This is a genomic window from Rathayibacter sp. Leaf248, assembly GCF_920939495.1.
GTDB classification, from domain to species: Bacteria; Actinomycetota; Actinomycetes; order Actinomycetales; family Microbacteriaceae; genus Rathayibacter; species Rathayibacter caricis.
Genome location: NZ_CAKLAV010000002.1, coordinates 32,385 through 58,280 on the forward strand (window position 1 = coordinate 32,385; position 25,896 = coordinate 58,280).

Sequence of the window (25,896 nt, forward strand, 5' to 3'; positions counted from 1 at the left end):
GCACGTCCAGTCCCGGAGATGACGACCCGAGCGCCGGTGCCATACTTCCGGGACCGCCGCCCGCCGCGCGGCCCGACCCCAGGAGGCGCCGTGCCGTCCGTGAGCGTCCGCGACGTCGCCGCCCGAGCGGGCGTCTCCGTCGGCACCGTCTCGAACGTGCTCAACCGGCCCGAGCGGGTGGGCGCCGAGTCGGTCCGCCGCGTGCAGGAGGCGATCGCCGAGCTGGGCTTCGTCCGCAACGACGCCGCGCGGCAGCTCCGCGCCGGTCGCAGCCGCAGCATCGGGCTCGTCGTGCTCGACGCCGGCAACCCCTTCTTCTCGGACCTGGCCCGCGGCGCCGAGGCGCGCGCGGCCGAGTCCGGACTGGCCGTCCTGCTCGGCAATACCGACGACGACGCCGGCCGCGAGGCCGCCTACCTCGATCTCTTCGAGGAGCAGCGCGTGGGCGGCGTCCTCATCTCGCCGCTGGGGGAGGACTCGACGCGCCTCGACCGCCTCCGCTCGCACGGGATCCCCTGCGTGCTCGTCGACCGCCACTCGCTCGACCCGGCGCTCTCGTCGGTCGCCGTCGACGACGTGGCGGGTGGACGCCTGGCCGTGGAGCACCTCCTGAGCCTCGGGCGCCGGCGCCTGGCCGTGGTGGGCGGTCCGGAGTCGATCCGCCAGGTCGCCGACCGGCTCGCGGGGGCGCGCGCGGCGATGCGCGAGGTCGACGGGGCCTCGCTCGAGGAGATCGCGACCGACTCGCTGTCGGTGCTCGCCGGGCGCGAGGCGGGGCGCGCTCTCGCGGCGCGCGACGCCTCCGACCGCCCCGACGCCGTGTTCTGCGCGAACGACCTGCTCGCGGTCGGGGTGCTGCAGGCCCTGATGCTGCTGGGCGACGTCCGCGTTCCCGAGGACATCGCCCTCATCGGCTACGACGACATCGCGTTCGCGACGGCGACGGTCGTGCCGCTGTCGAGCATCCGCCAGCCGAGTGCCCTGATCGGCGCGACGGCGGTCGACCTGCTGCTGGACGCCGAGCCGCGCCAGGTGCTCTTCCAGCCCGAGCTGGTCGTGCGCGCGTCGACGGCGGGCTGAGCTCTGCGGAGCGGATCCGGGCGACCCGGCCCGCGGGCCTGCGCGTCCTGCTAGCGTTTCCTGGGCCGCGTCCAAGAAACCCGGCACCCCCGACCCCTCCACGAAAGACGTCATGCGCCGCTCTCTGATCCTCCCCGCCGCGCTCGCCGCCGGCGCCCTCCTGCTCAGCGGCTGCACCGCCGAGTCCGACGCGGGAGGCGACTCCGCGACCCCCGTCGCCGACGGAGTGCTCACCTACGCGTCCGGCGACGCCGAGCCCACCTGTCTCGACCCGCACGTCGGAGGCAACTACCCGCAGGCGCTGCTCGCGACGCAGGTGCTCGAGTCGCTCGTCTCGCGCGAAGCCGACGGCACGATCACGCCGTGGCTCGCGGAGTCGTGGACCGTCTCGGATGATGCGCTCAGCTACGACTTCACGCTGCGCGAGGGCGTCGAGTTCACCGACGGCACCCCGCTGGACGCGGAGGCGGTCGCCGCGAACATCGCGCACCTCCAGGACCCGGCCACGAAGTCCTCGACCGGCTACCTCGCCGTCGCCAAGGTCGAGTCGGTCACCGCCGTCTCGCCGACCGTCGCGCGCTTCACGCTCAGCGCCCCCGACAGCGCGCTGCTCGAGTCGCTCGCCCAGCCGTGGACGGCGATCCAGTCGCCCACCGGCATCGCGCGCGGCGAGGCCGCCAACTGCGAGGCGCCCGTCGGCACCGGTCCGTTCACGGTGACGGAGTGGGTCAAGCAGGACCACGTGACCCTCACCCGCAACGACGCGTACGACGCCTCGTTCGGCCCGACCGGCGACGGTCACGAGGGCCCCGCGTACCTCTCGAGCATCGAGTGGCGCTTCCTGCCCGACTCGGCCACCCGCTACGCGGCGCTGCAGGCGGGCGAGGTCGACGTGATCGACAACGCTCAGCCCGACACGCTGCAGGCCGCCACCGACGCCTCCGACCTCGTCGAGCTCGACGCCCCGCGCCCCGGCTCGGTCAACCGCCTGGAGCTCAACAGCGGCCAGTCGCCGTTCGACGACGCCGGTGTGCGCGAGGCGTTCCTCCGCGCGGTCGGCGTGAACGACGCCATCGACTCCCTCTTCTTCGGCACCGCCGAGCGCTCCTACTCGCCGCTGTCGAGCAGCGAGGCGACCGCCTACTCCGACCCCTCGCTCTTCGAGGACGCCGGCTCCGACGACGAGGTCGCGGCGGCCGAGGAGCTCCTCGAGACCGCGGGCTGGACCGACTCCGACGGCGACGGCATCCGCGAGAAGGACGGGCAGCCGCTCACGCTCCGCTTCCCGGTCAGCACGAACCAGTCGATCCCGGCCGAGCAGTCGCTCTTCGAGCAGATCCAGGCCTCGGCGAAGGCCGTCGGCTTCGACGTCGAGATCAGCCTGCTGGACCTCTCGAGCTGGTACGCGGCTCTCGCGGCGAACGAGTACGAGCTGGTCAGCGCGCCCTACACGAAGGTCGGGCCCGACGTCCTGCGGATCCTCTACTCCTCCTCGGGCATCACCCCCGCGCCCAGCGGCTACTTCGCCAACCACGCGCAGATCGCCGACCCGGCGCTCGACGCGCTGCTCGAGCAGGCCAGCGCGACGACGGATGCGGACGAGCGCGCCGACCTGTACCGCCAGGCGCAGGAGATCGTGCTGTCCGGGTACTGGATCCTGCCGCTCTACGACCAGCAGAACCACTACCTGCTCCGCTCATCGGTGCAGGGCGTGGAGGCGCTGGCCACGGTCTCGACACCGTGGTTCGCCGACGCCTCGGTCTGACGCTCCGCTGATCGAGCGGCCTCCCCCTCGCTGATCGAGCAGCCCGCGCAGCGGGCCGCCGCCCTGCTGATCGAGTAGCCCCGCAGGGGCGTATCGAGATCCACGTCCTCCCGAACGCCGGGTGATCGCGGATCTCGATACGTCGGCTGCGCCGACTACTCGATCAACAGGGTGCGCTCCGTGTCCGGTCAGCACGAGGCATCCTGGTCCTGTGACCCCCCTCGGAAGGAGCACCCCGCATGATCCGCCGCGTCCTCCTCCGCCTGGGCGGCGCCGTCGTCGTGCTCTGGGCCGTCGCGACCGCCGTCTTCTTCCTCATCCGCCTGATCCCCGGCGATCCGGCGCAGGCGATCCTCGGCGGCCCCGGTTCGCAGGCGTCCGCCGAGGCGCTCGCCGCGGTCCGGGAGGAGTACGGACTCGACCAGCCCCTCCTCCTGCAGTACCTCACCCAGCTCGGCCGGCTCGCGCAGGGCGACCTCGGCACCTCCTACTCCCTGCGCGTCCCCGTCGTCGAGCTGCTCGGGCAGCAGCTGCCGGGCACCCTGCTGCTGGCCGTCCTCGCTCTCGCGCTCGCGTGGATCCTCGCCCTCGCGACCGCGCTCTGGTCGACCCGCGGCGGCCGCATCGCCGCGGCGCTCGGCGCCGGCCTCGAGCTGACCGCCGCTGCCCTCCCGCACTTCTGGCTGGCCACCGTCCTCATCGCCGTCTTCGCGACGACCCTGCGCTGGCTGCCCCCGGTCAGCACCGGAGCGCCGAACGGACTCGTGCTGCCCGCGCTCACCCTCGCGATCCCGCTAGCCGGCTTCCTCGGACAGGTGATGCGCCGCTCCCTCCTCGACGCCCTCGAGTCGCCGTTCGTGCTCGCCGCCCGTGCACGCGGCGAGAGCGAGCTGGGGCTCCGACTCCGCCACGCCCTGCGCCACGCCGTGCTCCCGGGCATCGCGCTCTCGGGCTGGGCGTTCGGCTACCTGATCGGCGGAGCGGTCGTCGTCGAGACGATCTTCGCGCGGCCGGGCCTGGGCCGGACCCTGCTGTCGGCGGTGACCGTGCGCGACGTGCCGGTCGTGACCGGTGTCGTCCTGGTCACCGCCCTCGCCTACATCCTCGTGACGTTCGCGACGGATCTCGTGGCGCGCCTCGTCGATCCGCGGCTCGCTCCCGCCCGCGTCGTTCCCGCCGTCGCGGAGCCGGCCGCATGAGCGAGCTCGAGCTGCGCACCTCCGCCGCCCCCGAGCGCCGACGAGGTCGGCGCCTGCGCCTCGGCGAGATCGTCGCGCTCGCCTTCGTCCTGCTGCTGCTCCTCGCCGCGCTCGCCCCGGGGCTCCTCGCCCCCTCGGACCCCCTCGCGATCGCCCCGACCGAGGCGTTCTCGCCCCCCTCTGCGGAGCACCTGCTCGGCACCGACGAGTCCGGCCGCGACGTCCTCAGCCGCATCATCGCGGGCGCCGGGGCGTCGCTCCTGATCGGGGTGAGCGCGACCGCCATCGGCCTGGCGGTCGGCGCCGTGCTCGGTGTGGTCGCGGCGTTCGGCGGGCGGGTGGTGGACGGCGTGATCGGCCGCGTGCTCGAGGTGCTGTTCGCGTTCCCCGCCCTGCTGCTGGCGCTGCTCGTCATCGTCGTGACGGGCCCCGGAGTGGTCCCCGCCACCGTCGCGGTCGGCCTCTCGACCGCGCCCGGCTACGCCCGCATCCTGCGCACGCAGCTGCTCGGCATCCGCGACTCCGGCTACGTCGAGGCCGCGCGCGTCCTGGGTCACGGCCCGATCCGCATCCTGTTCCGGCACGTTCTGCCCAACACCTTCGCGCCCCTCGCGGTGCTCGCGACGCTGGGCGTGGGTCAGGCGATCGTCTGGGCGTCGGCGCTCAGCTACCTCGGCCTCGGCGCCGAGCCGCCGGCCCCGGAGTGGGGCGCGATGCTCTCGGCCGGCCGCACCTACCTCGCGAGCGCGTGGTGGCTGACGGTGTTCCCGGGCCTGGTGATCGTGCTGACCACGATCGCCACGACCGTGCTCGGCGGCCGGCTGCGGGGGGCGCGATGAGCGCCGTCGTGGTCGAGGACCTGCGTGTCGCGTTCGACGGCGTCGAGGTCGTGCACGGAGTGTCGTTCCGCGTCGAGCCGGGCGAGTGCGTGGCGATCGTGGGCGAGTCGGGCTCGGGCAAGAGCGTCACGGCGCGGGCGCTGCTGGGGCTGAGCGGAGGCGCGGTGACCGGCAGCGTCCGCGTCGGCGGGGCCGAGGTGGTCGGCGCCGGCGAGCGGACGCTGAGGGGTCTTCGCGGGGCGGGCGTCGGCTTCGTGCCGCAGGACGCGCTGCTCTCGCTCGACCCGCTGCGCCCCATCGGTCGCGAGATCGGCGACGCGTGGCGCCTGCACGGCCGCCTCCCCGCGGCCGAGCGGGCGCGCCGGGCGGCGGCGGCGCTGACCAACGTCGGCATGCCCGAGGCGGCCGAGCGGATGCGCGACCGCGCGGGCGAGCTCTCGGGCGGACTCCGTCAGCGGGCACTGCTGGCCTCCGCGATCGCCCTCGATCCTCCGCTGCTCGTCGCCGACGAGCCCACCACCGCGCTCGACGTGACGGTGCAGGCGCGCGTGCTCGAGCTGTTCGCCGAGCAGAAGGCGCGCGGACGCGCCCTGCTGCTGGTCTCGCACGACCTCGCGGTGGTCGCGGGGCTCGCCGACCGCATCCTGGTGCTCGCCGACGGTCGCGTGGTCGAGGACGGACCGGCCGCCGACGTCCTCCGCGCCCCGTCGAGCCCCGAGGCGCGCGCCTTGGTCGCCGCCGTGCCCGCCGGGCGGCCCCGCGGCACCCGCCTGTCGTCCGCCGGCGCCGAGGTCCTGCCTCCGCCGGCCTCGGGCGACCTGGTGCTACGGGCGTCGGGGCTGCGCACCACCTTCGCGCGCCCGGGTGGAGGCGTGCGGGTCGCCGTCGACGGCGTCGACCTCGAGCTGCGGCGCGGCGAGACCCTGGGGGTCGTCGGCGAGTCCGGCTCGGGCAAGAGCACGGTGGCGCGGCTGCTGCTGGCGCTGCGGCGACCGGAGGAGGGGAGCGTCGAGTTCCTCGGCCGCCCGTGGTCGTCGGCGAGCGAGCGCGAGCGCCGCCCGCTCCGCCCGCGGATCGGAGCCGTCTACCAGGACAGCCTGTCGTCGTTCGACCCGCGCTGGAGCGTCGGCCGCCTGCTGCGCGACGCGGGTTCCGGTGACGTCGGCGAGCTCCTGGGGCGCGTGGGCCTCGCTCCGGCGCTGGCGCAGCGCTCGCCGCGGACCCTCTCGGGCGGGCAGCGTCAGCGGGTGTCGATCGCGCGCGCCCTGGCCACGCGCCCCGACGTGCTGATCTGCGACGAGCCGGTGTCGGCGCTCGACGTCTCGGTGCAGGCGCAGATCCTCGACCTGCTCGACGACCTGCAACGCAGGCACGGGCTGGCGCTGCTGCTGATCTCGCACGATCTCGGGGTGATCGCGCACATGAGCGACCGGATCGCGGTGATGCGCGAGGGGCGCGTGGTGGAGTCGGGGGAGGCCGCGGCGGTGCTGCGGGCGCCGGCGTCGGAGTACACGCGGCGGCTGCTGGCCGACGCTCCGCGGCTCGACCGGCGCTGAATCCGCGGGCCGCTGCGTCGGGCGTCCTCGAGTGGGCGCGGACCGGGCCGCGCGGCGTGATCAGAGCCCGTTCCGAGTCCTCTCGCGAGATTTCGCGTCGAAGACTGGGCGCGGACCGGGGTGTGCCGCCTGTCCGGGCCCCGTTCCGGGTCCACTCGTCGGCGCGAGGAGACGGTGGGTCCGCTCGCCGGCACCCCTCACCCCGCCAGGGCCCGCGTCCGCTGCACCGCCCACACCGTCAGCCCGAAGCCCAGCACCGTCGCGGCGACCAGCATCAGCGCCGTCCAGCCGCCCGCCTGCCACAGCAGGCCCGCGAGCGCCGATCCGATCGCGCCTCCCGTGAAGTTGCCCACGATGTACACCGTGTTCAGCCGGCTCCGCGCGGACGGATCGATCGAGAGCATGCGCGTCTGCGCCAGCACCTGCACGCCCTGCAGCCCGATCGAGAACACCGCCACCGCGATCAGCACGACCACGATCGACGTCGCTCCCAGGCCCGCGATCACGACGCCGATCAGCGCCACGACGAGCCCCGCTCCGATCGCCGGCAGCGACAGTCCGCGGTCGTAGAGGCGCCCGACCCGCTGCGCCGAGATCGCGCCGGCGATGCCGACGAGGCTCACGAGTCCGATCGCGGTGGCCGAGTACGAGAAGGGCTCGGCACCCAGGAGGAAGGTCAGACCCGTCCAGAACAGCGTGAACGCGCACATGGCCGACGCTCCGATCAGCACCGTCACGCGCACGGCCCGACTGCCCGCGACCGTGCGCAGCACCGAGGCGAGCAGCGTCCCGTACCGCACCTTGGCGCGCGGAGGCAGGCGCGGGAGACGGCGCGCCATCACGATCGCGAGCACCAGGACGAGCGCGGCGGCGAGGCCGAACACCGACCGCCAGCCGAGCAGATCGGCCAGGATCCCGCTGATCGCCCGCGAGATCAGCAGGCCGAGCAGCAGCCCGGAGGCGACCGTGCCGAGCACGCGCCCCCGTTGCTCGTCGGTGGCGAGGTCGCCGGCGAGCGGAGTGAGCAGCTGCCCCGCCACGGTCGTCACGCCGATCAGGGCGAGCGTCGCGAGCAGCACCGGGAACGCCGGCGCGAGCGCGGTCGTCGCCAGGAACACGGCCGCCAGCACCATCAGCGCCGGGATCAGCCGTCGCCGGTCGAGGGTGTCGCCCAGCGGCACCAGGAGGAACACCCCGATCGCGTAGCCGACCTGCGTCACCGTGACGAGCAGTCCCGCGGAGCCGGGGGAGACGTCGAACGTCGCACCGATCACCCCGAGCAGCGGTTGCGCCCAGTAGAGGTTGCCGACCGCGGCGCCTCCGGCGATCGCGAAGAGCAGGGTGAGCCCGCGGGTCATGCCGGCGGGGCGATCGACGGTGCTCACGGGGCTGTGGGGGTCGTGGTGACGGGCATGGAGCGATCCTCTCGCGGCGCGGGGACGGGGCGCGCGAAGCCAGACAACTCCTCCCCAGGGGGTGGGCGAGAGGTTCTGTCCAGAGGTGTTCCCGCAGGGCATCCCGCCGAGCGGAGGCGCGACGTAGCGTGAACCCATGCCCCACGATCCCGAGGTGAAGGACTTCCTCGTCTCCCGCCGCGCCCGCCTGTCGCCCGACCGCGTCGGGCTGCCCTCCGGAGGCGTCCGCCGCGTCCCGGGCCTGCGCCGCAGCGAGGTCGCCCAGCTGGCGGGCGTGAGCATCGAGTACTACTCGCGCCTCGAGCGCGGCGACCTCCGCGGAGCCTCGGAGTCGGTGCTCGAGGCGCTCGCCGCGGCACTCCGGCTCGACGACGCCGAGCGCGCCCACCTGTTCGATCTGGCCCGCGCGTCCGGAGGCACGCCGGTGCGCCGGCGCCCGAGGCGCGCGGTCGGAGTCCGGCCCTCGCTCCGCCTCGCGGTCGAGTCGATCACCACCGCGCCGGCCTTCGTCCGCAACGGCCGCCTCGACGTCCTCGCCGAGAACGAGCTGTTCCGCGCGCTCTACGCCGACGAGTACGGCGCCCGCGAGCATCCCGAGCGCCCGGTGAACCTCGCCCGCTACACCTTCCTCCGCCGCGATCTCTCCGAGCGCTTCCATCCCGACTGGGCGACGGCCGCCGACATCAGCGTCGGCATCCTGCGCACCGAGGCCGGCCGCACGCCCGACGACGCGGGCCTGCAGGCCCTCGTCGGCGAGCTCTCGACCCGGAGCGACGAGTTCCGTCGGCGCTGGGGCGCCCACGACGTCCGCCATCACGCGAGCGGCGCCAAGTTCTTCCACCACCCGGTCGTCGGCGATCTGCACCTCAGCTACGAGGCGTTCGAGCCGATGGGCGATCCGGGCCTGAATTTCCTGATCTACAGCGCCGAGCCCGGCTCGCCGAGCGCCGACACGCTGACGCTGCTCGCGTCCTGGTGGGCGACGAGGCAGCAGGATGCGCCACCTGCCGGTCGCGACCTCGCCGCGCCGCGCCTCGTCCCGCCCCCGACACCGAGGAGCTCCGAATGACCTGGAACCCGACGACCCTCGCGGCGATCGCCGCCTCCGACGATCTGCACGTCTCGCCCTTCCGCGCCGACGGAGCGACGTACGGCACCCCCACCTGGATCTGGTCGGTCGTCGTCGGAGACGATCTCGTCGTCCGCGCCTGGAACGGGCAGCGCTCGCGCTGGTACCGAGCCGCTGTCGAGCAGGGTGCCGGGCGCATCCGGGCGGCCGGCGCCGAGCACGAGGTCGCCTTCGAACAGGCCGACCCCGCGATGCGCGACGCCGTCGACGCCGCCTACCGCGAGAAGTACGCGGGCAGCCCCTACCTGGCGCCCATGCTCGGGGAGGGCCCGGTCTCGGCGACCGTGCGCCTGCTCCCGCTCCGATCACCGCGCTGACCGCGCCACTGCCGAGAGGACCTCGTGAACATCGAACCCGCCGCACCCACCGTCAAGAACCCGCCCGAGCAGTTCGTCGGCGACGTCTGGCTCGACCTCCTCGCCGTGCCGCACGATCCCGACCAGCGCGCCACCCTCGGCCGCGTCCGCTTCGCCCCCGGCGCCCGCACGGCCTGGCACTCGCACGCCCGCGGCCAGTACCTGCACGTGACGCAGGGAGTCGCGCGCTTCGGTGCTCGCGACGGCACGATCCTCGAGCTCCACGCCGGGCAGACCCTCTACACCCCGCCCGGCGAGGAGCACTGGCACGCGAGCGCCCCCGGGGTCTTCATGGAGCACCTCGCCCTGTTCGAGAGCGCCGACGATCCTGCCCGGAGCACGGTCTGGGCCGAGCCCATTACCGACGACGAGTACGAGGGGCGCTGACGCCTCCTCCGGCGAGTCGCGACCGTTGAGGGGCGGCGAGGTGGTCGGCTTCACCGGGGACGACGCGCAGGAGGACACCGTGACCGACAGCAGCACCGCCGAGGGCGGCACCGAGGGCCTGACCGTCCTCATCGCCGAGCTCGAGCAGCAGGAGCGCGATCTCGTGCTCGACTCCTTCGACCACGACACGGCGTGGCGGCTCGGCTCCCGCATCGCCGAACTCGCCCGGGAGGCCGGGGCGGCGGTCGCCGTCGACATCCGCCGCCCCGGGCTCCTCCTCTTCCGCGCCGCCCTGCCCGGCAGCACTCCCGATCAGGAGTCGTGGATCGCCCGCAAGTCGGCCGTCGTCCTCCGTCTCGAGACCAGCAGCGCCCTCGCCGACGCCCGCTTCACCGCGGCGGGCGCCGACCCGTCGGCCCGTGGCTGGCTCGGTCCGGAGTACGCCGTCACCGGCGGGTCGGTCCCGATCCGGGTCCGCGGCGTCGGAGTGGTGGCCGCGGCCACCGTCTCGGGCCTCGCCTCCCTCGACGACCACGCCCTCGTCGTGCAGGCCCTCCGCGAACTGGTCGCCGCCCAGGGCTGAGCCCGCCCGCCACGGATCGGATCAGCTCGGATCGGATCAGCACGGATCAGATCAGCTCGAGGTTCGGCCCGCGGTGGACGGCCAGGTAGGCCCTGTTCCGCAGGATGTTCGCCTCGTCGTCCGTGAGTGTCCGGTCCAGCGGACGGAGGACGATGCGGACGAGCGCGTTGACCTGCCCCTCTCGGATCCCGAGCCGCTCCCGAGCGCGGTCGGGGAGGAGCTCTCCGGCCGTCGTGGCGAGGACGTGCACGCTCTCGATCGCCGCGGCGTCGATTCCGAGAGAGGCGCGGATCCGATCACCGAGGGTCTCCTCGTCGTCGTCGCGGTCCACGACGACCGAGAGGTCCCGGCGCACCGCGGGCAGGGACGAGACCGGACGCCAGGGCTCGAGGTCGGCCATCTGCTCGAGGATGCGCGGATCGCTCGCGCGCAGCACCCGGATGTCGTCGATCCGCTTCCTCAGCATGAGCGCGCGGTCCAGACCCATCCCGAGAGCGAGACCCGACCAGACGGCCGGGTCGAGCCCCGATCGCTGGAGGAGCCCGGGATCGATCAGCCCGCATTCGGCCAGTTCGAGCCAGTCGCCGCCGACCTGCACGTCGAGCTGACAGCCGTCGGTCGTGTACGGATGCTCGGCGGGAACCGCTCGCCATCGTGCGCCGGGAAGCACCGCGTCCACGACGGCTTCGAGCATGCCCTCGAGGTCAGCCGTCGTCATCCGCGCCGTGTTCGTTACGCGCCACAGGTCGACCTGGTGCGGTTCGCCGACGTGCGTGCGATCGATGGAGTCGCGGCGGTAGACGAGACCGGGCAGCATGTGGAGGCGGTCGTGGTCACCGGTCTCCTCGCGGGCGAGAGCCCGGAGCAGCGGCGGGATCATCGCGGACGTGTGGGTGCGGAGCATCACGGTCTCGCTGACGTACCGCGAGTACCGCTGGTCGCGGGTGACCGCGGAGGCGTCGAAGCCGAGCCGGTCGTAGTTGTCCTCCACGGCGACCAGGGGACTCGAGCGCACGGTCGTGGCGGGCACGCCCCACGTCTCGGCGAGCGCCTCCGTGACGGCGGCGAAGAGGAGTTGCAGGGCGTGCTCGCCCTGCGCGGGATCGCTCAGGTCCCGGAGAGCGAGCGAGGAGCCGAGGTCATCGGCGGAGAGGGAGGAGGGCATGACAGTCCATTTCGAGTCGGAGTGAAGGGGGAGAGACCCCTCGACCGACCCGGCGCGCGGACTGATCTACGCGCGCACGCTCAGCCCTGCACGACCGGTGACCGGTCGAGGGCGGAGAAATCGCAGAGTCGCATGCATGCCTCCACTGTACGTCCGGCGCCCGCCGAGAGGCGAACGTCCTCCCCAGGTGCCGGCGGCGCCCCGACTGTCCTTTCCGCGCGGCAGAGGTGAGGGATTGTCGGAGGCGTCTGGTGGAATACGCGTATGACAGAACCAGACGAGGGCGCGCCGGTCGGGCCCGACCCGGTCCGGGCCCTCTCCGATCTCGCAGCGCGCCTCGCGCGGTCGACCGCGCCGGTCCTCCTCGCCAGGGCGGTGGCGCTGCACGCGGCGCATCGAGCGGCGCTCGCGGTTCCGGAGTCGTACGTCCGCGGTGACCGCCTGTCTCGGAGTGAGGCGAGCGATCTCGTCGAGCGGTCCGTCCGGGCCGAGATCGCGGTCGCGCTCCAAGTCTCGGAGCGGGCGGCCTCCCGCCTGCTCGAGCAGGCTCAGCTGCTCGTCGAGGACCTCCCGCGCACCCGCGCCGCGCTGGCGGAGGCCCGGATCCTCTGGGAGTCGGGCGAGGTGATCTGCGCGGTCGCGAGCACGCTGCCCGCCGGCTCCCGAGCCGAGTTCGACGAGCGCGCGGCCGAGTCGGCGCTCTCCTCGACGCCGACGCAGCTGCGGAGGGTGGTGGCCCGGCTGCGGGACGAGCTGCACGAGCAGCCGCTCGCCCAGCGGCACGCCCGCGCCCGCGAGGACCGCTCCGTCTGGGTCAGCCCGGAGATCGACGGCATGGCGACCCTCTGCGCGCTGCTGCCCGCGACCGTGGCACTCGGCGCCTACCACCGCCTCGACCGCATCGCCCGCTCCCTCCGCGGCGGTGCTGCCGACGGTGCTGCCGACGAGGCGGGCACCCGCGTGGGCGATGAGCGGACCCTCGCGCAGCTCCGCGCGGACGCGTGCGCCGACCTGCTGTGCGACGGCGAGGTCACCGGTGCGGGCCCCCGCCCCGACGCAGACGGCGTCGCTCCGACCTTCGTTCCGGGAGTGCGCGCGGAGGTGCGCCTGACCCTCGCCGCGAGCACGGCGGCCGGATGCGACGAGGCCCCGGCGGAGCTCGACGGCTACGGCCTCGTCCCCGCCGAGCTCGCGCGAGGGTTGATGGTCGAGTCGGCGCTCCTGACTCGCGTCCTGACCGATCCGGAGTCCGGCGCGGTCGTCTCGGTGGGCCGCACCCATCGAGTGCCCCCGCCGCGGATGAGGCTCGCGCTCCAGCTGCGCGACCGGACCTGCCGGTTCCCCGGCTGCACCCGCTCCGCGGCGACCGCCGACGCCGACCACGCCCTCGAGTGGCGCAACGGAGGCGAGACGGCGCTCGACAACCTCGCCTCGCTCTGCGTGAGCCACCACCACGTGCGCCACGGCGATCGCTGGACGTACGTGCTCCAGCCCGACGGCCGAGCGGACTGGACCACTCCCACCGGCCGCCGCGTCACGACCCGACCACCCGCCCTCGTCGAGCCTCGAAGCCCCGCTGTCGACCGGGAGGGCCCCCGGTTCGGGGAGCCGCCCCCGTTCCGACGAGCGCCCGCCCGGGTCAGGGGCGGATGAGCACCTTGAGCGCCTCGCGCGAGTCCATCAGCCGGTAGGCCTCGGCGATCTCGGACAGCGGCAGCTCGCGGTCGAACACCCGCCCGGGGTCGATCGTGCCGTCGAGCACCTGCGGGATCGCGGCCTCGAGGTACGCCCGCACCGTCGCCGGTCCTCCGGTGAGCGTCGCGTTCTTGCCGAACAGCGACGCGAATCCGATCGGAGCCTCCTCGTACTGAGGCACGCCCACGCGCGAGAGGACGCCACCGGGGCGGAGGACGCCGTACGCCTGCTCGTAGGCGGGCAGGTGTCCCACGGCCTCGAGGACCACGTGCGACCCCTCGCCGCCGGTGATCTCCAGCACCTTCGCGACGCCCTCCTCGCCTCGCTCGGCGACGACGTGCGTCGCTCCGAACGACCGGCCCAGGTCGGTGCGGTCGGTGTGGCGGCCCATCAGGATGATCGTCTCGGCGCCCAGCTGCTTCGACGCGAGGACGGCCGAGAGCCCGACCGCGCCGTCCCCGATGACCGTGACGGTCCTGCCCGGGCCGACGCCCCCGCGCACCGCGGCGTGGTGGCCGGTCAGGTAGACGTCCGAGAGGGTCAGCAGCGAGGGCATGAACGCCTCGTCCGTCCCCTCGGGGATCACCACGGCCGTGCCGTCGGCGAACGGGACGCGCAGCTTCTCGGCCTGCGTGGCCGACGCGGCGCCGTCGAAGAAGCCGCCGTGCACGCAGGAGGTGGTGAGGCCGTCGCGGCAGTACGCGCACGTGCCGTCGGACCAGGCGAAGGGGACGATCACCGTGTCGCCCACCTTGAGGCAGGCGACGGCGGAGCCGATCCGCTCGACGACCCCGATGGCCTCGTGGCCCATGCGCCGTCCCTCGGGGGTGTCCTCGAGATCGTGGTACGGGTGCAGATCGGATCCGCAGACGCACGCGTACGTGACGCGCAGGATCGCGTCGGTCGGCTCCAGGATCTCGGGGTCGGGGACCTCGACGACGCGGACATCGCCGGATCCGTACATCAGGGTGGCGCGCATGGTGCTCCTCTTCCTCCGTGGTCCTCCGATCCGCGCGGCGGTCGGAGGGGGACGCTCCCAGTGAAGACGCGCGTCCGCAGCCGTGCCAGGGCCCTCCCGAGACGGGGTCCAGCAGACACTCCCACCGCCGCCCGGCACCCCCGTAGCGTTCGAAGCATGGACAACCGAGCCGAGATCCGCGAGTTCCTCGCCTCCCGCCGAGGGCGCATCAGCCCCGAGCAGGCGGGCGTGGAGCCGATCGGCGGTCGGCGACGGGTGCCCGGGCTCCGTCGCGAGGAGGTCGCCCGCCTCGCCGGGGTGAGCGTCGACTACTACACCCGCCTCGAGCGCGGGAACCTCGAGGGCGTCTCCGACAGCGTCCTCGACGCGATCTCCAGGGCGCTGGCCCTCGACCCCGCCGAGCGCGACCACCTGTACGACCTCGCCCGCGCCGCCGCTCCGACCGCCCGCCGTGTCCGCCCGGCGGTGGTCGCCGCGACCGTGCGCCCCGAGCTGCAGTACCTGCTCGACGCGATCACCGGTGCCCCCGCCTTCATCACGAACAACCGGATGGACATGCTGGCCGCCAACGCGCTCGGCTTCGCCCTCTACTCCGAGATGTACCGGGGGCCGCAGCGACCCGCGAACCACTCGCGCTTCATCTTCCTCGACCCCCGCGCGCACGACTTCTACCCCGACTGGGAGCGCGCGGCGAACGTGAACGTCGCGATCCTGCGGCGCGACGCCGGCCGCAGCCCGCACGACAGGCAGCTCGCCGAGCTCGTGGGCGAGCTGTCGATGCGGAGCGAGGAGTTCCGGACCCGCTGGGCCGCGCACGACGTGCGGCGCCATTACGCCGGCCGCAAGCAGTTCCGGCACCCGGTCGTCGGGCTCCTCGAGCTGACCTTCCAGGCCATCGAGCTCGACCAGGATCCCGGGCACTCGATCACCGTCTACCCCGCCGTCCCCGGCAGCTCCTCCGACGAGGGACTGCGCCTGCTCTCCAGCTGGGCCGCCACCGAGGGCGTCGTCGAGCGCGCCCGCGCGACCGCCGAGTGAGGACCCCGAGATGACCGCCACCGCCCCGACCGCCACCGTGCCCCGCGCGCCCGCCGAGCGCATGCCGTGGGCCGCCCTGATGATCCTCGCCGCGATGGGCTTCGTCCTCGTCGCGGCCGAGACGATGCCCGCGGGACTGCTCCCGGTGATCGCCGACGGCATGGGCACGGGCGAGGGCGTCGTCGGCCAATTCGTCAGCGTGTGGGCGCTCGGCACGGTGATCGTCACCGTGCCAGCGATCAGCCTGACCCGCGGGTTCCGGAGGAAGCCGCTGATCCTCGCCGCGATCGCCGGTCTCGTGCTCGCCAACACCGTCACCGCGCTCTCGAGCGACGTGACCCTCTCGCTCGTCTCGCGCTTCGTCGCCGGCGCCTTCACCGGCGTGATCTGGGGCATGCTCGCCGCCTACGGCCGCCGGATCAGCCCCGAGAGCCGCGGCGGACTCTCCCTCGCCGTCGTCTCGACCGGCGCCCCGCTCGGCTTCGCCCTCGGCACCCCGCTCGGCGCGTGGCTGGGCACCGCCTTCGACTGGCGCTGGTCGTTCGGCGGCCTCTCGCTCGCGGCGGTCCTGGTGCTCGTGCTGATCGTCCTGGTCGTCCCCGACGCGCCGGGCCAGGAGGCGTCCTCGCGCCTGCCGCTCGCCCGCATCGTCGCGAAGCCGGGCATCGTGATCGTCCTCGCGGTCATCGCCGTCTGGATGCTCGCCCACAACACGATCTACACCTACATCGCGCCGTACCTGCGCGAGACCGGCTCGGGCCTCGGCGCCGACGTGACGCTCCTCGTTTACGGCATCGCCTCGGTCGCCGGAGTCGCGCTCACGGCGCTCCTGATCGACCGCTGGTCGCGCCCGCTGCTGCACGGCAGCGTCGCCGTGTTCGTGCTCGCCGCCGTGCTCCTGCTGCTCGCCGGAGACTCGGGCACCGTGATCGTCGCGGGCGCCGTGCTCTGGGGCGTCGGCTTCGGCGGCGCGTCCGCTCAGCTGCAGGCCGCGCTGACGAAGGCGGGCGGAGCCGACTCCGACGTCGCGAACGCGTTCCTGCCGGTCGCGTTCAACCTCGCGATCTTCGCCGCGGGGATCCTCGGAGCGGTGCTCCTGGGCGCGTTCGACGCGCTGGTGCTGCCGGTGCTGATGGCGGCGCTCGGAGTGCTCGCCCTGCTCCTGACGGTCACCGGCCGTCGCACCGCCTTCACCGGGCGGGTGTGACGCCCGCCGCGCTCAGGCGGCCCGGGAGACCAGCAGGGCGTGCTCGTCGCCGAGTGCGGCGCGCACCTGCGCACCGAGGTGCGCCGCGAACCCGGGGTTCAGGGCGCCGGGCGTCTCGAGCGCGCCGAGCAGGTCGCGGAGGATGGTCAGGGTCTCGGTGGCAGCGTTTTCGGGCACGGCTGCGCCTCATCTCGGGTATGGGGGCGGTCCGGCCGAAGATCCAGGGAGGCCGGTTGAGGGGGAGTTGTCGCGCCCTCGTCGGCGCTTCGGATGCGCCGAGAGGGTGATGCGCGGTCGAGGTCGGGTAACCGGTCACGCGCGATCTAGTTTGATCATCAAGGAACTTACTCGGGCGGGCCCCGCTCGGCAAGAGCCCCGGACGAGGGGCGCGAGCCGCGGACCACGATCCCCGCCCGGCCGACTTCCGCACACCTCCGCCATGCGCCGACGCCCAGGCGTAGCGTTGCCGGGGTGATGCGCCCGACGATCCAGACCCTCGGCCAGCTCCGCGCCTCCGGGCACGTGCAGAAGAGCCTCCGCACCGAGATCCGCGACAACCTGCTCGACGCCCTGCGCGAGGGCCGCGACCCGTGGCCGGGGCTGCACGGATTCGCCGACACCGTGATCCCGCAGGTCGAGCGCGCGGTGATCGCCGGGCACGACATCGTGCTGCTGGGCGAGCGCGGCCAGGGCAAGACCCGGCTCCTGCGCACCCTCAACGGCCTCCTCGACGAGTGGTCGCCGGTCATCGCCGGCTCCGAGCTCGGCGAGCACCCCTACGAGCCGATCACCACGGTCAGCATCCGCCGCGCGGAGGAACTCGGCGACGACCTGCCCGTCGCCTGGCGCTCGCGCGAGGAGCGCTACGTCGAGAAGCTCGCCACGCCCGACACCAGCGTCGCCGACCTCATCGGCGACGTGGACCCGATGAAGGTGGCCGAGGGCCGCAGCCTGGGCGACCCCGAGACCATCCACTTCGGCCTCATCCCGCGCAGCCACCGCGGCATCGTCGCGATCAACGAGCTGCCCGACCTCGCCGAGCGCATCCAGGTCGCGATGCTCAACGTGATGGAGGAGCGCGACATCCAGATCCGCGGCTACGTCCTCCGCCTCCCGCTCGACGTGCTCGTCGTCGCCAGCGCGAACCCCGAGGACTACACGAACCGCGGCCGCATCATCACTCCGCTGAAGGACCGCTTCGGCGCCGAGATCCGCACGCACTACCCGACCGAGCTCGACGACGAGATCGCCGTGATCCGGCAGGAGGCGGACCTCGTCGCGACCGTGCCCGACGCGCTCATCGAGATCCTCGCCCGCTTCACCCGAGCCCTGCGCGAGTCGAGCTCCGTCGACCAGCGCAGCGGAGTGAGCGCCCGCTTCGCCATCGCCGGCGCCGAGACCATCGCCGCGGCCGCGCTGCACCGCGCCACCCGGCGGGGCGAGGCCGAGGCCGTTGCCCGCCCGATCGACCTCGAGACCGCGGTCGACGTGCTCGGCGGCAAGATCGAGTTCGAGTCGGGGGAGGAGGGGCGCGAGGAGGAGATCCTCGAGCACCTCCTGCGCCAGGCCACCGCCGAGACGGTGCGCGCGCACCTGCGCGGCGTCGACCTCGGCCCGCTCGTCACCGCCGTCGAGGACGGCGCCATGATCACGACCGGCGAGCAGGTGACCGCGCGCGAGTTCCTCGCCGGCCTCCCGCTGCTGGGCGAGGCCACCGTGTACGAGGACCTGGCCGAGCGCCTGGGCGCGACGAACGAGGGGCAGCGGGCCGGAGCGGTCGAGCTCGCCCTCGAGGGCCTGTACCTCTCGCGCCGCCTGAGCAAGGAGACCGGCGGCGGCGAGGCCGTGTATGGCTGAGCCGGCGCGCCGGACCAACCGCCGCCTGCACCGCGACGCCCGCTACTCCGAGTACCGCGGCGGACCGGATCCGCTGGCCCCGCCCGTCGACCTCGCCGAGGCCCTCGAGGCGATCGGCCAGGACGTCATGGCCGGCACCTCGCCCGAGCGCGCCCTCCGCGAGTTCCTCCGGCGCGGCGGCCGCGACACCTTCGGTCTCGACGACCTGGGGCAGCGCGTCGCCGAGCGCCGGCGCGACCTCGCGCAGAAGCACAACCTCGACGGCACGCTCCGCGAGGTCCGCGAGCTGCTCGACAAGGCGGTCCTCGCTGAGCGCAAGCAGCTCGCCCGCGACACGCGGATGGACGACGGCGACCGGGCGCTCGCCGAGATCCAGCTCGACAGCCTGCCGCCGTCCGCCGCCGCGGCCGTCTCCGAGCTCGGCGACTACGCGTGGCGGAGCCCCGAGGCGCGGGCCGACTTCGAGCGGATCAAGCAGATCCTCGGCGCCGAGATGCTCGAGCAGCGCTTCGCCGGCATGAAGCAGGCCCTCCAGAACGCGAGCGACGAGGACCGCGCCGCGATCGACGCGATGCTCCGCGACCTCAACGACCTGCTCGAGGCGCACGCCCGCGGCGAGGACACTCCGGAGCAGTTCGCCGCGTTCCTGGCGCAGCACGGCGAGTACTTCCCCGAGAACCCCCGCACCGTCGACGAGCTGATCGACGCCCTCGCCGCCCGAGCGGCCGCGGCGCAGCGGATGCGCAACTCCATGAGCCAGGAGCAGCGCGACGAGCTCGACGCCCTCGCGCAGCAGGCCTTCGGCACCCCCGAGCTGATGCAGTCGCTCGGGAAGCTCGACGAGACCCTGCGGGGCCTGCGCCCCGGCGAGGACTGGGGCGGTTCCGAGCGGATGGACGGCGAGCAGGGACTCGGCCTCGGCGACGGCACCGGGGTGTTCCAGGAGCTCGCCGACCTCGACGCGCTCGCCGACCAGCTCGCGCAGTCGCAGAACGGCTCGCAGCTCGACGACCTCGACCTCGACCTGCTCGCCCGCCGCCTCGGCGACGACGCGGCGGTCGACGCTCAGACGCTGAAGCAGCTGGAGCGGGCGCTGCGCGACTCCGGCACGCTGCGCCGCGGCTCCGACGGCTCACTCGCCCTCAGCCCGAAGGCGATGCGGCAGCTGGGCAAGTCGTTGCTCCGCGACATCGCCGACACGATGTCGGGCCGCCAGGGCGCGCGCGACGTGCGCCGGGCGGGCGCCGCGGGCGAGCGCTCCGGAGCGACGCGCGCCTGGGAGTTCGGCGACACCGAGGCCTGGGACCTCCCGCGCACGATCACCAACGCGCTCACCCGCACCGCCGGCGAGGGCCGCTCCACCGCGTCGGGCGTGCGCATCGAGATCGGCGACGTCGAGGTGCAGGAGACGGAGGCGCGCACGCAGGCCTGCGTCGCGCTGCTCGTCGACACCTCCTTCTCGATGGCGATGGACGGTCGCTGGGTGCCGATGAAGCGCACCGCCCTCGCCCTGCACACGCTCATCACGAGCCGGTTCCGCGGCGACGAGCTCCAGATGATCGCGTTCGGACGCCAGGCCGAGGTCATGGGCATCGAGCAGCTCGTCGGCCTCGACGCGGAGTGGGAGAAGGGCACGAACCTGCACCACGCGCTGCTGCTCGCCAACCGGCACTTCCGCAAGCACCCGAACGCCCAGCCGGTGCTGCTGATCGTCACCGACGGCGAGCCGACCGCGCACCTCGAGCCCGCCGGCGACGTCTTCTTCGACTACCCGCCCGACGCGATGACGATCGCCGTCTCGGTGCGCGAGCTCGACGCCTCCGTGCGGCTCGGCGCGCACACCACGTTCTTCCGCCTCGGCGACGACCCCGGGCTCGCGCGGTTCCTCGACTCGCTCGCGCGGCGGGCCGGCGGCACGGTCGTGAACCCCGAGGCCGACGACCTGGGGGCGGCGGTCGTGAGCTCGTACCTCGGCTCGCGCGACCGCTCCGACGGCGGGCGCGCCACGGGCGACGAGATGTTCGGCCGCGGCTGGGCCTTCTAAGCGGGCGTCGCAGTCCGCCTCAGAACAGCGGCCACGGCACCGCGGGCATGCCGCCCCGCGGCGCCGGGAACCGGCCGGAGGAGCGCAGCCGGTCGCAGCGCCGCCCCAGCACCTCGATCTCCTCGTCCAGCAGCAGCTCCGACAGCGCCGTGCCGAGCGGCCCGTCCACCGCGCTCCGGAGGCGTCCCAGCGCATCGATCTCGTCGGCCGTCAGCGGCTCGCCGATCCAGCCCCACAGCACCGTGCGCAGCTTGTGCTCGACGTGGAACGTCAGGCCGTGGTCGACGCCGTAGCGGTGCCCGTCGGGCATGGCGAGCACGTGCCCGCCCTTGCGGTCGGCGTTGTTGACGACCACGTCGAAGACCGCCATCCGCCGCAGCGCCGCCGAGTCCTCGTGCACGAGCGAGACGTCGCGATCCTGCTCGTCGCTGCCGTCGAGCACGTGCCGCCAACCCTCGGCGACCTCCGCCGACGGCACCAGGTCCACCGCGTCCTGCTCGGGGTCGATGTCCTGCCAGAGCTGCACCATGCCGGGGCCGAGCGGCCCGTCGCGGAGCCACGTGCGCGGCACCACGTTCCAGCCCAGCGCCTCGGAGGCGAGGTACGCGGCCGCCTCCCGGCCCGCGAGGTCGCCGTCGGGGAAGTCCCAGAGCGGCTTCTCGCCGGACACGGGCTTGTAGACCACGGAGGTGTCGCCGATCCGAGCGAGGAACGTGGCATTGGAGGCGGTGGTGATCCGCCCGGTGAGCTCGAGAGCGCCGTCGATCAGATCCGCGCCGTCGAGCAGGCCGTCGCTCAGGCCGTCGCTCATGCGAGCGGGCAGTCGTGCCCGTCGGGGTCCATCGGATCACCGCAGCGCGGGCACAGCGGACGCCCGGCGCCCACGACCTCGAGGGTGCGCTTGGCGAAGGCGCGCGCGGTTCCGACGGGGATCCGCAGCACGACCATCTCCTCGGGCTCCGCCTCCTCGGCCGACTCGTCGGCCTCGGTCAGCGGGAACGCCTCGATCACGATCTGCGCGGTCGTCGGGTCCCAGCCGAGGCTGAGCCCGCCCACCCGGAACTCCGGCTCCACCGGCTGGTCGAGCGGCTCGTTGTCGACGAGCTCGGCGGGGGTGCCGGCCGGGACGCTCGCCGGGTTGCCCTCGGCGGCCATCAGCTGGTCGAGGATCTCGTCGATCTTCTCGGCCAGGAGCGCCGACTGCTGCTTCTCGAGTCCGACGCTCACCACGCGGGGCCCGGTGCGGGCCTGGAGGTAGAAGGAGCGCGAACCGGGCGAGCCGACGGTGCCGACGACGATCCGGTCGGGCCAGTCGAACGCGTGGACGAGAGGCATGTCCCCAGTCTAGGAGCCGCTTCCCGCGCCTTGGCTGATCGGGATCCGAGGTCCCGGCCTACTCGTGGCCCGCCCCGCCGCCGACCGGCGCATCGGCCGCGGGGGCCGCCGCCGCCCGCAGCCAGCCGAGATCGCCCGCCTCCGTGTTCAGCGCGACGACCTCGGGCCGTCCCGCGCAGTAGCGGATGATCGACACCGACGCCGGTCCGACCGACAGCCGCTGGAAGAGGTCGAGGTGCATGCCGAGCGCGTCGGCCAGGATCGCCTTGATCGTGTCGCCGTGGCTGACCGCCGCCCAGACCGCACCCGGTCCGTGCCGCTCCGCGACCGCCGCGTCGTGCCTCCGGATCGCCGCGACCGCGCGCGCCTGCATCGCCGCGAGCCCCTCGCCGCCCGGGAACACGACCGCCGAGGGCTGGTTCTGCACCGTCGCCCACAGCGGCTCCTTCGCCAGGTCGAGCAGGTGCCGCCCCGACCACTGCCCGTAGTCGGCCTCGGTGACGCCCTTCTCGACGACGGGCTCCGGAGGCGCCTCCTGGCGGTCGAGGATCGCGCGCGAGGTCTGCCGGCAGCGCTCGAGCGGGCTCGTCACGAGGGCCGCGAGCGGCACCGCAGCGAGGCGCTCGCCGGTGCGGACTGCCTGCGCGCGTCCGACGTCGTCGAGCCGGACCCCGGCGGTGCGGCCGGCCAGGATCCCGGCGGTGTTCGCGGTGGTGCGCCCGTGCCGGACGAGGAGGAGGGTGGGCATGGAGTCAGCGTAGGCGCGGCGGATCCCTCCGATGCTGGATCCCTCCGGTGCCGGATGCCTCCGGTGCTGGATCCCTCCGGCGGCGGATGCCTCGGGCCGAGTGGCGTGGCTACCGTGGAACGAGCGGCCGCCCACCGCGGCCCGCGGTTCGCACCGAAGGGACTCTCATGGACGGGACGAACGGGATCACTCCCGGCGACGACGCGACCGACGGGCCCGCCGCCCCCTCCTGGGCCGCTCCGGACGCGTCGGGCCGCTCCGGCGAGACCGCCCTGCGGATCCGCGGCCTCCGCAAGCGCTTCGGCGACAAGGAGGCGGTCAAGGGCATCGACCTCGACGTGCCCGCCGGCTCCTTCTTCGGCCTGGTCGGCCCGAACGGCGCGGGCAAGACGACGACGCTCTCGATGGCGACCGCGCTGCTCCGCCCCGACGCGGGCGTCGTCACCATCCACGAGGTCGACGTCTGGAAGCGCACGCTCGAGGCCAAGCGCCTCATCGGCGTCCTGGCCGACGGCGTGAAGCTGTTCGACCGCCTCACCGGCCTCCAGCTCATCACCTACTACGGCCTGCTCTGCGGCATCGACAGGCCCACGGTCCTCGAGCGCGCCGACGACCTGCTGGCGCTGCTGGGCCTGGACCCGGCCGACCGCACCCTCGTCGTCGACTACTCCGCGGGCATGACCAAGAAGATCGCGCTCGCCTGCGCGCTCGTGCGCGCCCCTCGGCTGCTCGTGCTCGACGAGCCGTTCGAGTCGGTCGACCCGGTCTCCGCGGCCAACATCCGCGACATCCTCACCGGCTTCGTCGCCTCCGGCGGCACCGTGATCGTCTCGAGCCACTCCATGGACCTGGTCGAGCGGATGTGCGACCGCGTGGCCGTCATCGCCGACGGCCGCGTCCTCGCCGCGGGAACACTCGCCGAGGTGCGCGCCGGCTCCAGCCTCGAGGAGCGCTTCGTCGAGCTCGTCGGCGGCCGCACCCACCAGGAGGGCCCGGCATGGTTGCGCATCTCTTGAGGCTGCGCCTGCTGCTGCTGCGCAACACCCTCACGCGCAACGTGTGGCAGCTGATCGGGGTGATCTTCGGGGGCCTGTACGCGGTCTTCGTCCTGGGCCTCGTCGTCGTCGGCCTCGTCGCGCTCGGCGGCACCGATCCCGCGCTCGTGAACGTCGTGATCGTGCTCGGCGGCTCCGCCCTGCTGCTGGGCTGGGTGCTCGGCCCGATCTTCGTGTCGGGCTCGGATCAGAGCCTCGACCTCTCGACGCTCGCCACCTTCCCGATCCCGCTGAAGACCCTGATGCTGGGCCTCGCCGCGGCGGGCCTCGCCGGCATCCCCGGCATCGTCACCACCCTCGGCGCCCTCGCGACCGCGGCCGCCTGGTGGAGCGCTCCGATCGGCGTCCTGCCCGCGCTCGTCTGCGCCGCGATCGGAGTCGCCACCTGCGTCGTGGCGTCGCGCCTGATCGGCGCCCTCACCACGGGCCTCGGCTCGAGCCGCCGCTACCGCGAGGTGATCGGCGGCGTGGTGCTCGTCGTCATGATCCTGCTCGGACCCCTGCTCATCGGAGTGATGAACGTGGTCCGCGACGGCATCGACGTGCTGCCCGTGGTCGCCTCGGCCCTGGGCTGGTCGCCGCTCGGCGCGATCTGGGCGGTCCCGGGCTCGATCGTCGCGGGGGAGTGGCTCGCCGCGCTCGCCCGCTTCGCGATCGGGGTCGCCACCCTCGCGGTCGTCGTGTGGGCCTGGTCGCGCGCGCTGCGCCGCGCCCTGCGCGAGCCCGCCGCCTCCGCGTCCGGCACCGCCTCCGGATCGGCCGGCATCGGCCTGTTCGGCCGCTTCCCCGGCACCCCGACCGGGGCGATCGCCGCCCGCGCCCTCGGCTACTGGTGGCGCGACCCGCGCTACAGCCGCGGCCTGCTCGTCGTGCCCGCGATCGTCGTCCTCACGGTCTTCTACGGCGCGATCGGCGGCGGAGGAAGCACCATCGCCATCTTCTCGGCCGTCTTCATCGGCCTGATCTTCGGAGTGACCCTCTGCGCCGACGTCTCCTACGACGGCACCGCGTGGGCCGCGCACGTCAGCGCCGGAGTGACGGGGGCGGCCGACCGCGCCGGCCGCGTCATCGCCGCCGCGATCGTGGGCGTCCCCGCCGTGGTGATCGTCGCCGTCGGCACGTGCGTCTACGCGGGGCGACCGGAGGCGATCCCCGCGATCCTGGGACTCTCGCTCGCCCTCGTGCTGAGCGGCTTCGGAGTGTCGAGCATCGCCTCCGCGCTGGTCGTCTACCCCGTGCCCGCGCCGGGCGACAGCCCGCTCAAGACGCCGCCCGGCTCGGGCATGATCTCGAGCGTCGTGATGCTCGCCAGCATGGGCGCGACCGCGGTGCTCTCGCTCCCGTCGATCGTCGTCGGAGCGATCGCGCTCGTCGGCGACGACGTCGCGCTCGGACTCGTGTCGCTGGCGCTCGCCGTCGTCGTCGGCGGCCTCCTCGCCGTGCTCGGCATCCGCCTCGGCGGCCGCCTCGTCGACCGCCGCGCCCCGGAGCTCTTCGCCACCCTGGTGACGGTCGGCTGACGCGCCGCCACGCCCCGCCGACTCCTCGAAAGTCGTCGTACTCGAGCTCGAGTACGACAACTCCTGCGCACTCGACGTCGTCGCCGACGCTCGGGCCCGTCCATCCTCCAGAAGTTGCGGGAAGCGCGCGCCGTCACCGCAACTCCTGCGGAAGCAGGGCGGCGCAGAGGCGCCCGCCCCTCCCACCCCGCCGACTCCTCGGAAGTCGTCGTACTCGAGCTCCACTACGACAACTCCTGCGCACTCGACATCGTCGTCCGACCTCGGGCCCGTCGATCCGCCAGAAGTTGCGGGAAGCGCGCGCCGTTACCGCAACTCCTGCGGAACGGCGAGCCCGCGCCGCCCCTCGCCCGCCGCGGCAGGATGGACGCATGCGCAGCGTCGAACTCCTGCTCGATCCCGAGTCCGAGGCGCGCGTCCGCGGTCAGTGGGAGGCCCTCGAGGCCGCCGGCGTCCCGAGCCTCGCCCTGCACCGCTCCGACAGCAACCGCCCCCACATCACGCTCGTCGCCGGCCCCGAGCTGCCCTGCCCGGCGACCGGCGCCCTCGGCCCGCTCCCCGCGGCCGTGGATCTCGGCGCCGTCCTCCTCTTCCCGCACGCGGGCCGCTTCGTGCTCGCCTGGGGCGTCGTCCGCTCGCCCGCCCTCGACGCGCTGCACCGACGCACGGTCGCCGCGGTCCCGGGAGGCGTCCCCACGTCGCTCCCGGAGTCGTGGACACCGCACGTGAGCGTCTCGCGCCGCCTCCGCGCCGAGCAGCTCGCCGAGGCCGTCCCGCTGCTGGGCGAGCCGTTCACGGTCGGTCTCGCGGGCGTGCGCTTCTGGGACGGCGACACGAAGACCGTCACCGAGCTCTGACTCCTCCCCAGCCGCGCCTTCCGAGAGCTCTCCCCAGCCTCCGTCGGACCCGGAGCGCCGTCGGAGGCGGCGGGTAGAGTTCCCCGG

Annotated in this window: 24 protein-coding genes; 17 read left to right on the plus strand and 7 right to left on the minus strand. The window is 73.9% G+C overall.

Translation table 11 applies throughout. The features are described 5' to 3' along the window. The first annotated feature begins 90 nt into the window (after window positions 1-90). The 5 genes from LRG51_RS13190 to LRG51_RS13210 all read left to right on the plus strand — a co-directional run bounded on the left by LRG51_RS13190 (window position 91) and on the right by LRG51_RS13210 (window position 6,439). Complete coding sequence (locus tag LRG51_RS13190; protein ID WP_230673152.1) at window positions 91-1,080, plus strand: LacI family DNA-binding transcriptional regulator; 990 nt, start codon at window positions 91-93, stop codon at window positions 1,078-1,080. Between the two features lie 112 nt (window positions 1,081-1,192). Continuing rightward, entirely contained in the window at window positions 1,193-2,845 is a 1,653-nt protein-coding gene (locus LRG51_RS13195) for an ABC transporter substrate-binding protein (protein ID WP_230673153.1), read from the plus strand. A gap of 239 nt (window positions 2,846-3,084) precedes the next feature. Beyond that, entirely contained in the window at window positions 3,085-4,044 is a 960-nt protein-coding gene (locus LRG51_RS13200; protein ID WP_230673154.1) for an ABC transporter permease, read from the plus strand. Beyond that, on the plus strand, window positions 4,041-4,883 hold the full coding sequence (locus tag LRG51_RS13205; protein ID WP_230673155.1) for an ABC transporter permease: 843 nt from the start codon (window positions 4,041-4,043) through the stop codon (window positions 4,881-4,883). Before LRG51_RS13200 ends, LRG51_RS13205 begins: the two co-directional genes overlap by 4 nt. Next, window positions 4,880-6,439: an ATP-binding cassette domain-containing protein gene (locus LRG51_RS13210; RefSeq protein WP_230673156.1), complete on the plus strand. Its 1,560-nt coding sequence runs from the start codon at window positions 4,880-4,882 to the stop codon at window positions 6,437-6,439. The genes LRG51_RS13205 and LRG51_RS13210 overlap by 4 nt, the downstream gene beginning before the upstream one ends. Window positions 6,440-6,636: 197 nt before the next feature. Here LRG51_RS13210 and LRG51_RS13215 read toward each other — a convergent pair whose 3' ends face one another. Beyond that, on the minus strand, window positions 6,637-7,824 hold the full coding sequence (locus LRG51_RS13215) for an MFS transporter (RefSeq protein ID WP_230673157.1): 1,188 nt from the start codon (window positions 7,822-7,824) through the stop codon (window positions 6,637-6,639). A gap of 166 nt (window positions 7,825-7,990) precedes the next feature. Between LRG51_RS13215 and LRG51_RS13220 the strand changes: the two genes are divergently transcribed. The 4 genes from LRG51_RS13220 to LRG51_RS13235 all read left to right on the plus strand — a co-directional run bounded on the left by LRG51_RS13220 (window position 7,991) and on the right by LRG51_RS13235 (window position 10,309). Next, entirely contained in the window at window positions 7,991-8,923 is a 933-nt protein-coding gene (locus tag LRG51_RS13220; RefSeq protein ID WP_230673158.1) for a helix-turn-helix domain-containing protein, read from the plus strand. Then, window positions 8,920-9,300, plus strand: coding sequence for a DUF2255 family protein (locus LRG51_RS13225; RefSeq protein WP_230673159.1), 381 nt, complete (start codon window positions 8,920-8,922; stop codon window positions 9,298-9,300). Before LRG51_RS13220 ends, LRG51_RS13225 begins: the two co-directional genes overlap by 4 nt. A gap of 24 nt (window positions 9,301-9,324) precedes the next feature. Then, complete coding sequence (locus tag LRG51_RS13230; protein WP_230673160.1) at window positions 9,325-9,726, plus strand: cupin domain-containing protein; 402 nt, start codon at window positions 9,325-9,327, stop codon at window positions 9,724-9,726. A gap of 79 nt (window positions 9,727-9,805) precedes the next feature. Next, complete coding sequence (locus LRG51_RS13235) at window positions 9,806-10,309, plus strand: heme-degrading domain-containing protein (RefSeq protein WP_230673161.1); 504 nt, start codon at window positions 9,806-9,808, stop codon at window positions 10,307-10,309. A 46-nt stretch (window positions 10,310-10,355) separates the two neighbouring features. Here LRG51_RS13235 and srmL read toward each other — a convergent pair whose 3' ends face one another. Further along, on the minus strand, window positions 10,356-11,474 hold the full coding sequence (srmL, locus tag LRG51_RS13240) for a PheS-related mystery ligase SrmL (RefSeq protein WP_230673162.1): 1,119 nt from the start codon (window positions 11,472-11,474) through the stop codon (window positions 10,356-10,358). Between the two features lie 264 nt (window positions 11,475-11,738). Here srmL and LRG51_RS13245 point away from each other — a divergent pair, with 264 nt between their 5' ends. Further along, on the plus strand, window positions 11,739-13,127 hold the full coding sequence (locus LRG51_RS13245; RefSeq protein ID WP_230673163.1) for an HNH endonuclease signature motif containing protein: 1,389 nt from the start codon (window positions 11,739-11,741) through the stop codon (window positions 13,125-13,127). Here the strand turns inward: LRG51_RS13245 and LRG51_RS13250 are convergent. After that, window positions 13,114-14,148: a zinc-binding dehydrogenase gene (locus LRG51_RS13250; RefSeq protein WP_230673164.1), complete on the minus strand. Its 1,035-nt coding sequence runs from the start codon at window positions 14,146-14,148 to the stop codon at window positions 13,114-13,116. The genes LRG51_RS13245 and LRG51_RS13250 overlap by 14 nt on opposite strands. A 156-nt stretch (window positions 14,149-14,304) precedes the next feature. Between LRG51_RS13250 and LRG51_RS13255 the strand changes: the two genes are divergently transcribed. Both LRG51_RS13255 and LRG51_RS13260 read left to right on the plus strand, forming a co-directional pair. Continuing rightward, the gene (locus LRG51_RS13255; protein ID WP_230673165.1) at window positions 14,305-15,186 is read left to right on the plus strand and encodes a helix-turn-helix transcriptional regulator; all 882 of its coding nucleotides are present in this window, start codon (window positions 14,305-14,307) and stop codon (window positions 15,184-15,186) included. Between the two features lie 10 nt (window positions 15,187-15,196). Then, window positions 15,197-16,393 (plus strand): MFS transporter, encoded by a 1,197-nt coding sequence (locus LRG51_RS13260; protein WP_230673166.1) that lies wholly within the window; start codon window positions 15,197-15,199, stop codon window positions 16,391-16,393. 12 nt (window positions 16,394-16,405) lie between these two features. On the opposite strand, the gene LRG51_RS13265 is transcribed toward LRG51_RS13260, so the two are convergent. Beyond that, window positions 16,406-16,570 carry a hypothetical protein gene (locus LRG51_RS13265; RefSeq protein WP_157602582.1) on the minus strand — a complete coding sequence of 55 codons (165 nt, stop codon included), beginning with the start codon at window positions 16,568-16,570 and terminating at the stop codon, window positions 16,406-16,408. A 297-nt stretch (window positions 16,571-16,867) separates the two neighbouring features. Here LRG51_RS13265 and LRG51_RS13270 point away from each other — a divergent pair, with 297 nt between their 5' ends. Together LRG51_RS13270 and LRG51_RS13275 are read left to right on the plus strand one after the other, a co-directional pair. After that, entirely contained in the window at window positions 16,868-18,250 is a 1,383-nt protein-coding gene (locus LRG51_RS13270; protein WP_230674064.1) for a magnesium chelatase, read from the plus strand. Then, on the plus strand, window positions 18,243-20,294 hold the full coding sequence (locus LRG51_RS13275) for a vWA domain-containing protein (RefSeq protein WP_230673167.1): 2,052 nt from the start codon (window positions 18,243-18,245) through the stop codon (window positions 20,292-20,294). The genes LRG51_RS13270 and LRG51_RS13275 overlap by 8 nt, the downstream gene beginning before the upstream one ends. A gap of 19 nt (window positions 20,295-20,313) precedes the next feature. Here LRG51_RS13275 and LRG51_RS13280 read toward each other — a convergent pair whose 3' ends face one another. The 3 genes from LRG51_RS13280 to LRG51_RS13290 are packed head-to-tail and all read right to left on the minus strand — an operon-like array spanning window position 20,314 to window position 22,377. Next, window positions 20,314-21,105: an SCO1664 family protein gene (locus LRG51_RS13280; RefSeq protein WP_230673168.1), complete on the minus strand. Its 792-nt coding sequence runs from the start codon at window positions 21,103-21,105 to the stop codon at window positions 20,314-20,316. After that, a complete protein-coding gene (locus LRG51_RS13285) occupies window positions 21,102-21,629 on the minus strand; it encodes a DUF3090 domain-containing protein (protein WP_055789760.1) in 528 nt (175 codons plus the stop codon). The genes LRG51_RS13280 and LRG51_RS13285 overlap by 4 nt, the downstream gene beginning before the upstream one ends. Before the next feature lie 58 nt (window positions 21,630-21,687). Further along, window positions 21,688-22,377: an MSMEG_4193 family putative phosphomutase gene (locus LRG51_RS13290; protein WP_230673169.1), complete on the minus strand. Its 690-nt coding sequence runs from the start codon at window positions 22,375-22,377 to the stop codon at window positions 21,688-21,690. 167 nt (window positions 22,378-22,544) lie between these two features. On the opposite strand from LRG51_RS13290, the gene LRG51_RS13295 reads away from it, so the two are divergent. The 3 genes from LRG51_RS13295 (at window position 22,545) to LRG51_RS13305 (ending at window position 25,809) form a co-directional block, all read left to right on the plus strand. Further along, window positions 22,545-23,393, plus strand: coding sequence for an ABC transporter ATP-binding protein (locus tag LRG51_RS13295; protein WP_230673170.1), 849 nt, complete (start codon window positions 22,545-22,547; stop codon window positions 23,391-23,393). Continuing rightward, the gene (locus LRG51_RS13300) at window positions 23,375-24,952 is read left to right on the plus strand and encodes a transporter (protein WP_230673171.1); all 1,578 of its coding nucleotides are present in this window, start codon (window positions 23,375-23,377) and stop codon (window positions 24,950-24,952) included. The genes LRG51_RS13295 and LRG51_RS13300 overlap by 19 nt, the downstream gene beginning before the upstream one ends. A 371-nt stretch (window positions 24,953-25,323) precedes the next feature. Beyond that, the gene (locus LRG51_RS13305; protein ID WP_230673172.1) at window positions 25,324-25,809 is read left to right on the plus strand and encodes a 2'-5' RNA ligase family protein; all 486 of its coding nucleotides are present in this window, start codon (window positions 25,324-25,326) and stop codon (window positions 25,807-25,809) included. Window positions 25,810-25,896 lie beyond the last annotated feature (87 nt).

Bases quoted from the DNA above. Each gene is read 5' to 3' on its own strand.
- LRG51_RS13250 (WP_230673164.1), bottom strand. From the start codon at position 14,148: ATGCGCGCCACCCTGATGTACGGATCCGGCGATGTCCGCGTCGTCGAG.
- LRG51_RS13305 (WP_230673172.1), top strand. From the start codon at position 25,324: ATGCGCAGCGTCGAACTCCTGCTCGATCCCGAGTCCGAGGCGCGCGTC.
- LRG51_RS13295 (WP_230673170.1), top strand. From the start codon at position 22,545: ATGGACGGGACGAACGGGATCACTCCCGGCGACGACGCGACCGACGGG.
- LRG51_RS13285 (WP_055789760.1), bottom strand. From the start codon at position 21,629: ATGCCTCTCGTCCACGCGTTCGACTGGCCCGACCGGATCGTCGTCGGC.
- LRG51_RS13270 (WP_230674064.1), top strand. From the start codon at position 16,868: ATGCGCCCGACGATCCAGACCCTCGGCCAGCTCCGCGCCTCCGGGCAC.
- LRG51_RS13300 (WP_230673171.1), top strand. From the start codon at position 23,375: ATGGTTGCGCATCTCTTGAGGCTGCGCCTGCTGCTGCTGCGCAACACC.
- LRG51_RS13280 (WP_230673168.1), bottom strand. From the start codon at position 21,105: ATGAGCGACGGCCTGAGCGACGGCCTGCTCGACGGCGCGGATCTGATC.
- LRG51_RS13200 (WP_230673154.1), top strand. From the start codon at position 3,085: ATGATCCGCCGCGTCCTCCTCCGCCTGGGCGGCGCCGTCGTCGTGCTC.
- LRG51_RS13210 (WP_230673156.1), top strand. From the start codon at position 4,880: ATGAGCGCCGTCGTGGTCGAGGACCTGCGTGTCGCGTTCGACGGCGTC.
- LRG51_RS13205 (WP_230673155.1), top strand. From the start codon at position 4,041: ATGAGCGAGCTCGAGCTGCGCACCTCCGCCGCCCCCGAGCGCCGACGA.
- LRG51_RS13220 (WP_230673158.1), top strand. From the start codon at position 7,991: ATGCCCCACGATCCCGAGGTGAAGGACTTCCTCGTCTCCCGCCGCGCC.
- LRG51_RS13290 (WP_230673169.1), bottom strand. From the start codon at position 22,377: ATGCCCACCCTCCTCCTCGTCCGGCACGGGCGCACCACCGCGAACACC.
- LRG51_RS13260 (WP_230673166.1), top strand. From the start codon at position 15,197: ATGACCGCCACCGCCCCGACCGCCACCGTGCCCCGCGCGCCCGCCGAG.
- LRG51_RS13225 (WP_230673159.1), top strand. From the start codon at position 8,920: ATGACCTGGAACCCGACGACCCTCGCGGCGATCGCCGCCTCCGACGAT.
- LRG51_RS13255 (WP_230673165.1), top strand. From the start codon at position 14,305: ATGGACAACCGAGCCGAGATCCGCGAGTTCCTCGCCTCCCGCCGAGGG.
- LRG51_RS13275 (WP_230673167.1), top strand. From the start codon at position 18,243: ATGGCTGAGCCGGCGCGCCGGACCAACCGCCGCCTGCACCGCGACGCC.
- LRG51_RS13195 (WP_230673153.1), top strand. From the start codon at position 1,193: ATGCGCCGCTCTCTGATCCTCCCCGCCGCGCTCGCCGCCGGCGCCCTC.
- LRG51_RS13245 (WP_230673163.1), top strand. From the start codon at position 11,739: ATGACAGAACCAGACGAGGGCGCGCCGGTCGGGCCCGACCCGGTCCGG.
- srmL (WP_230673162.1), bottom strand. From the start codon at position 11,474: ATGCCCTCCTCCCTCTCCGCCGATGACCTCGGCTCCTCGCTCGCTCTC.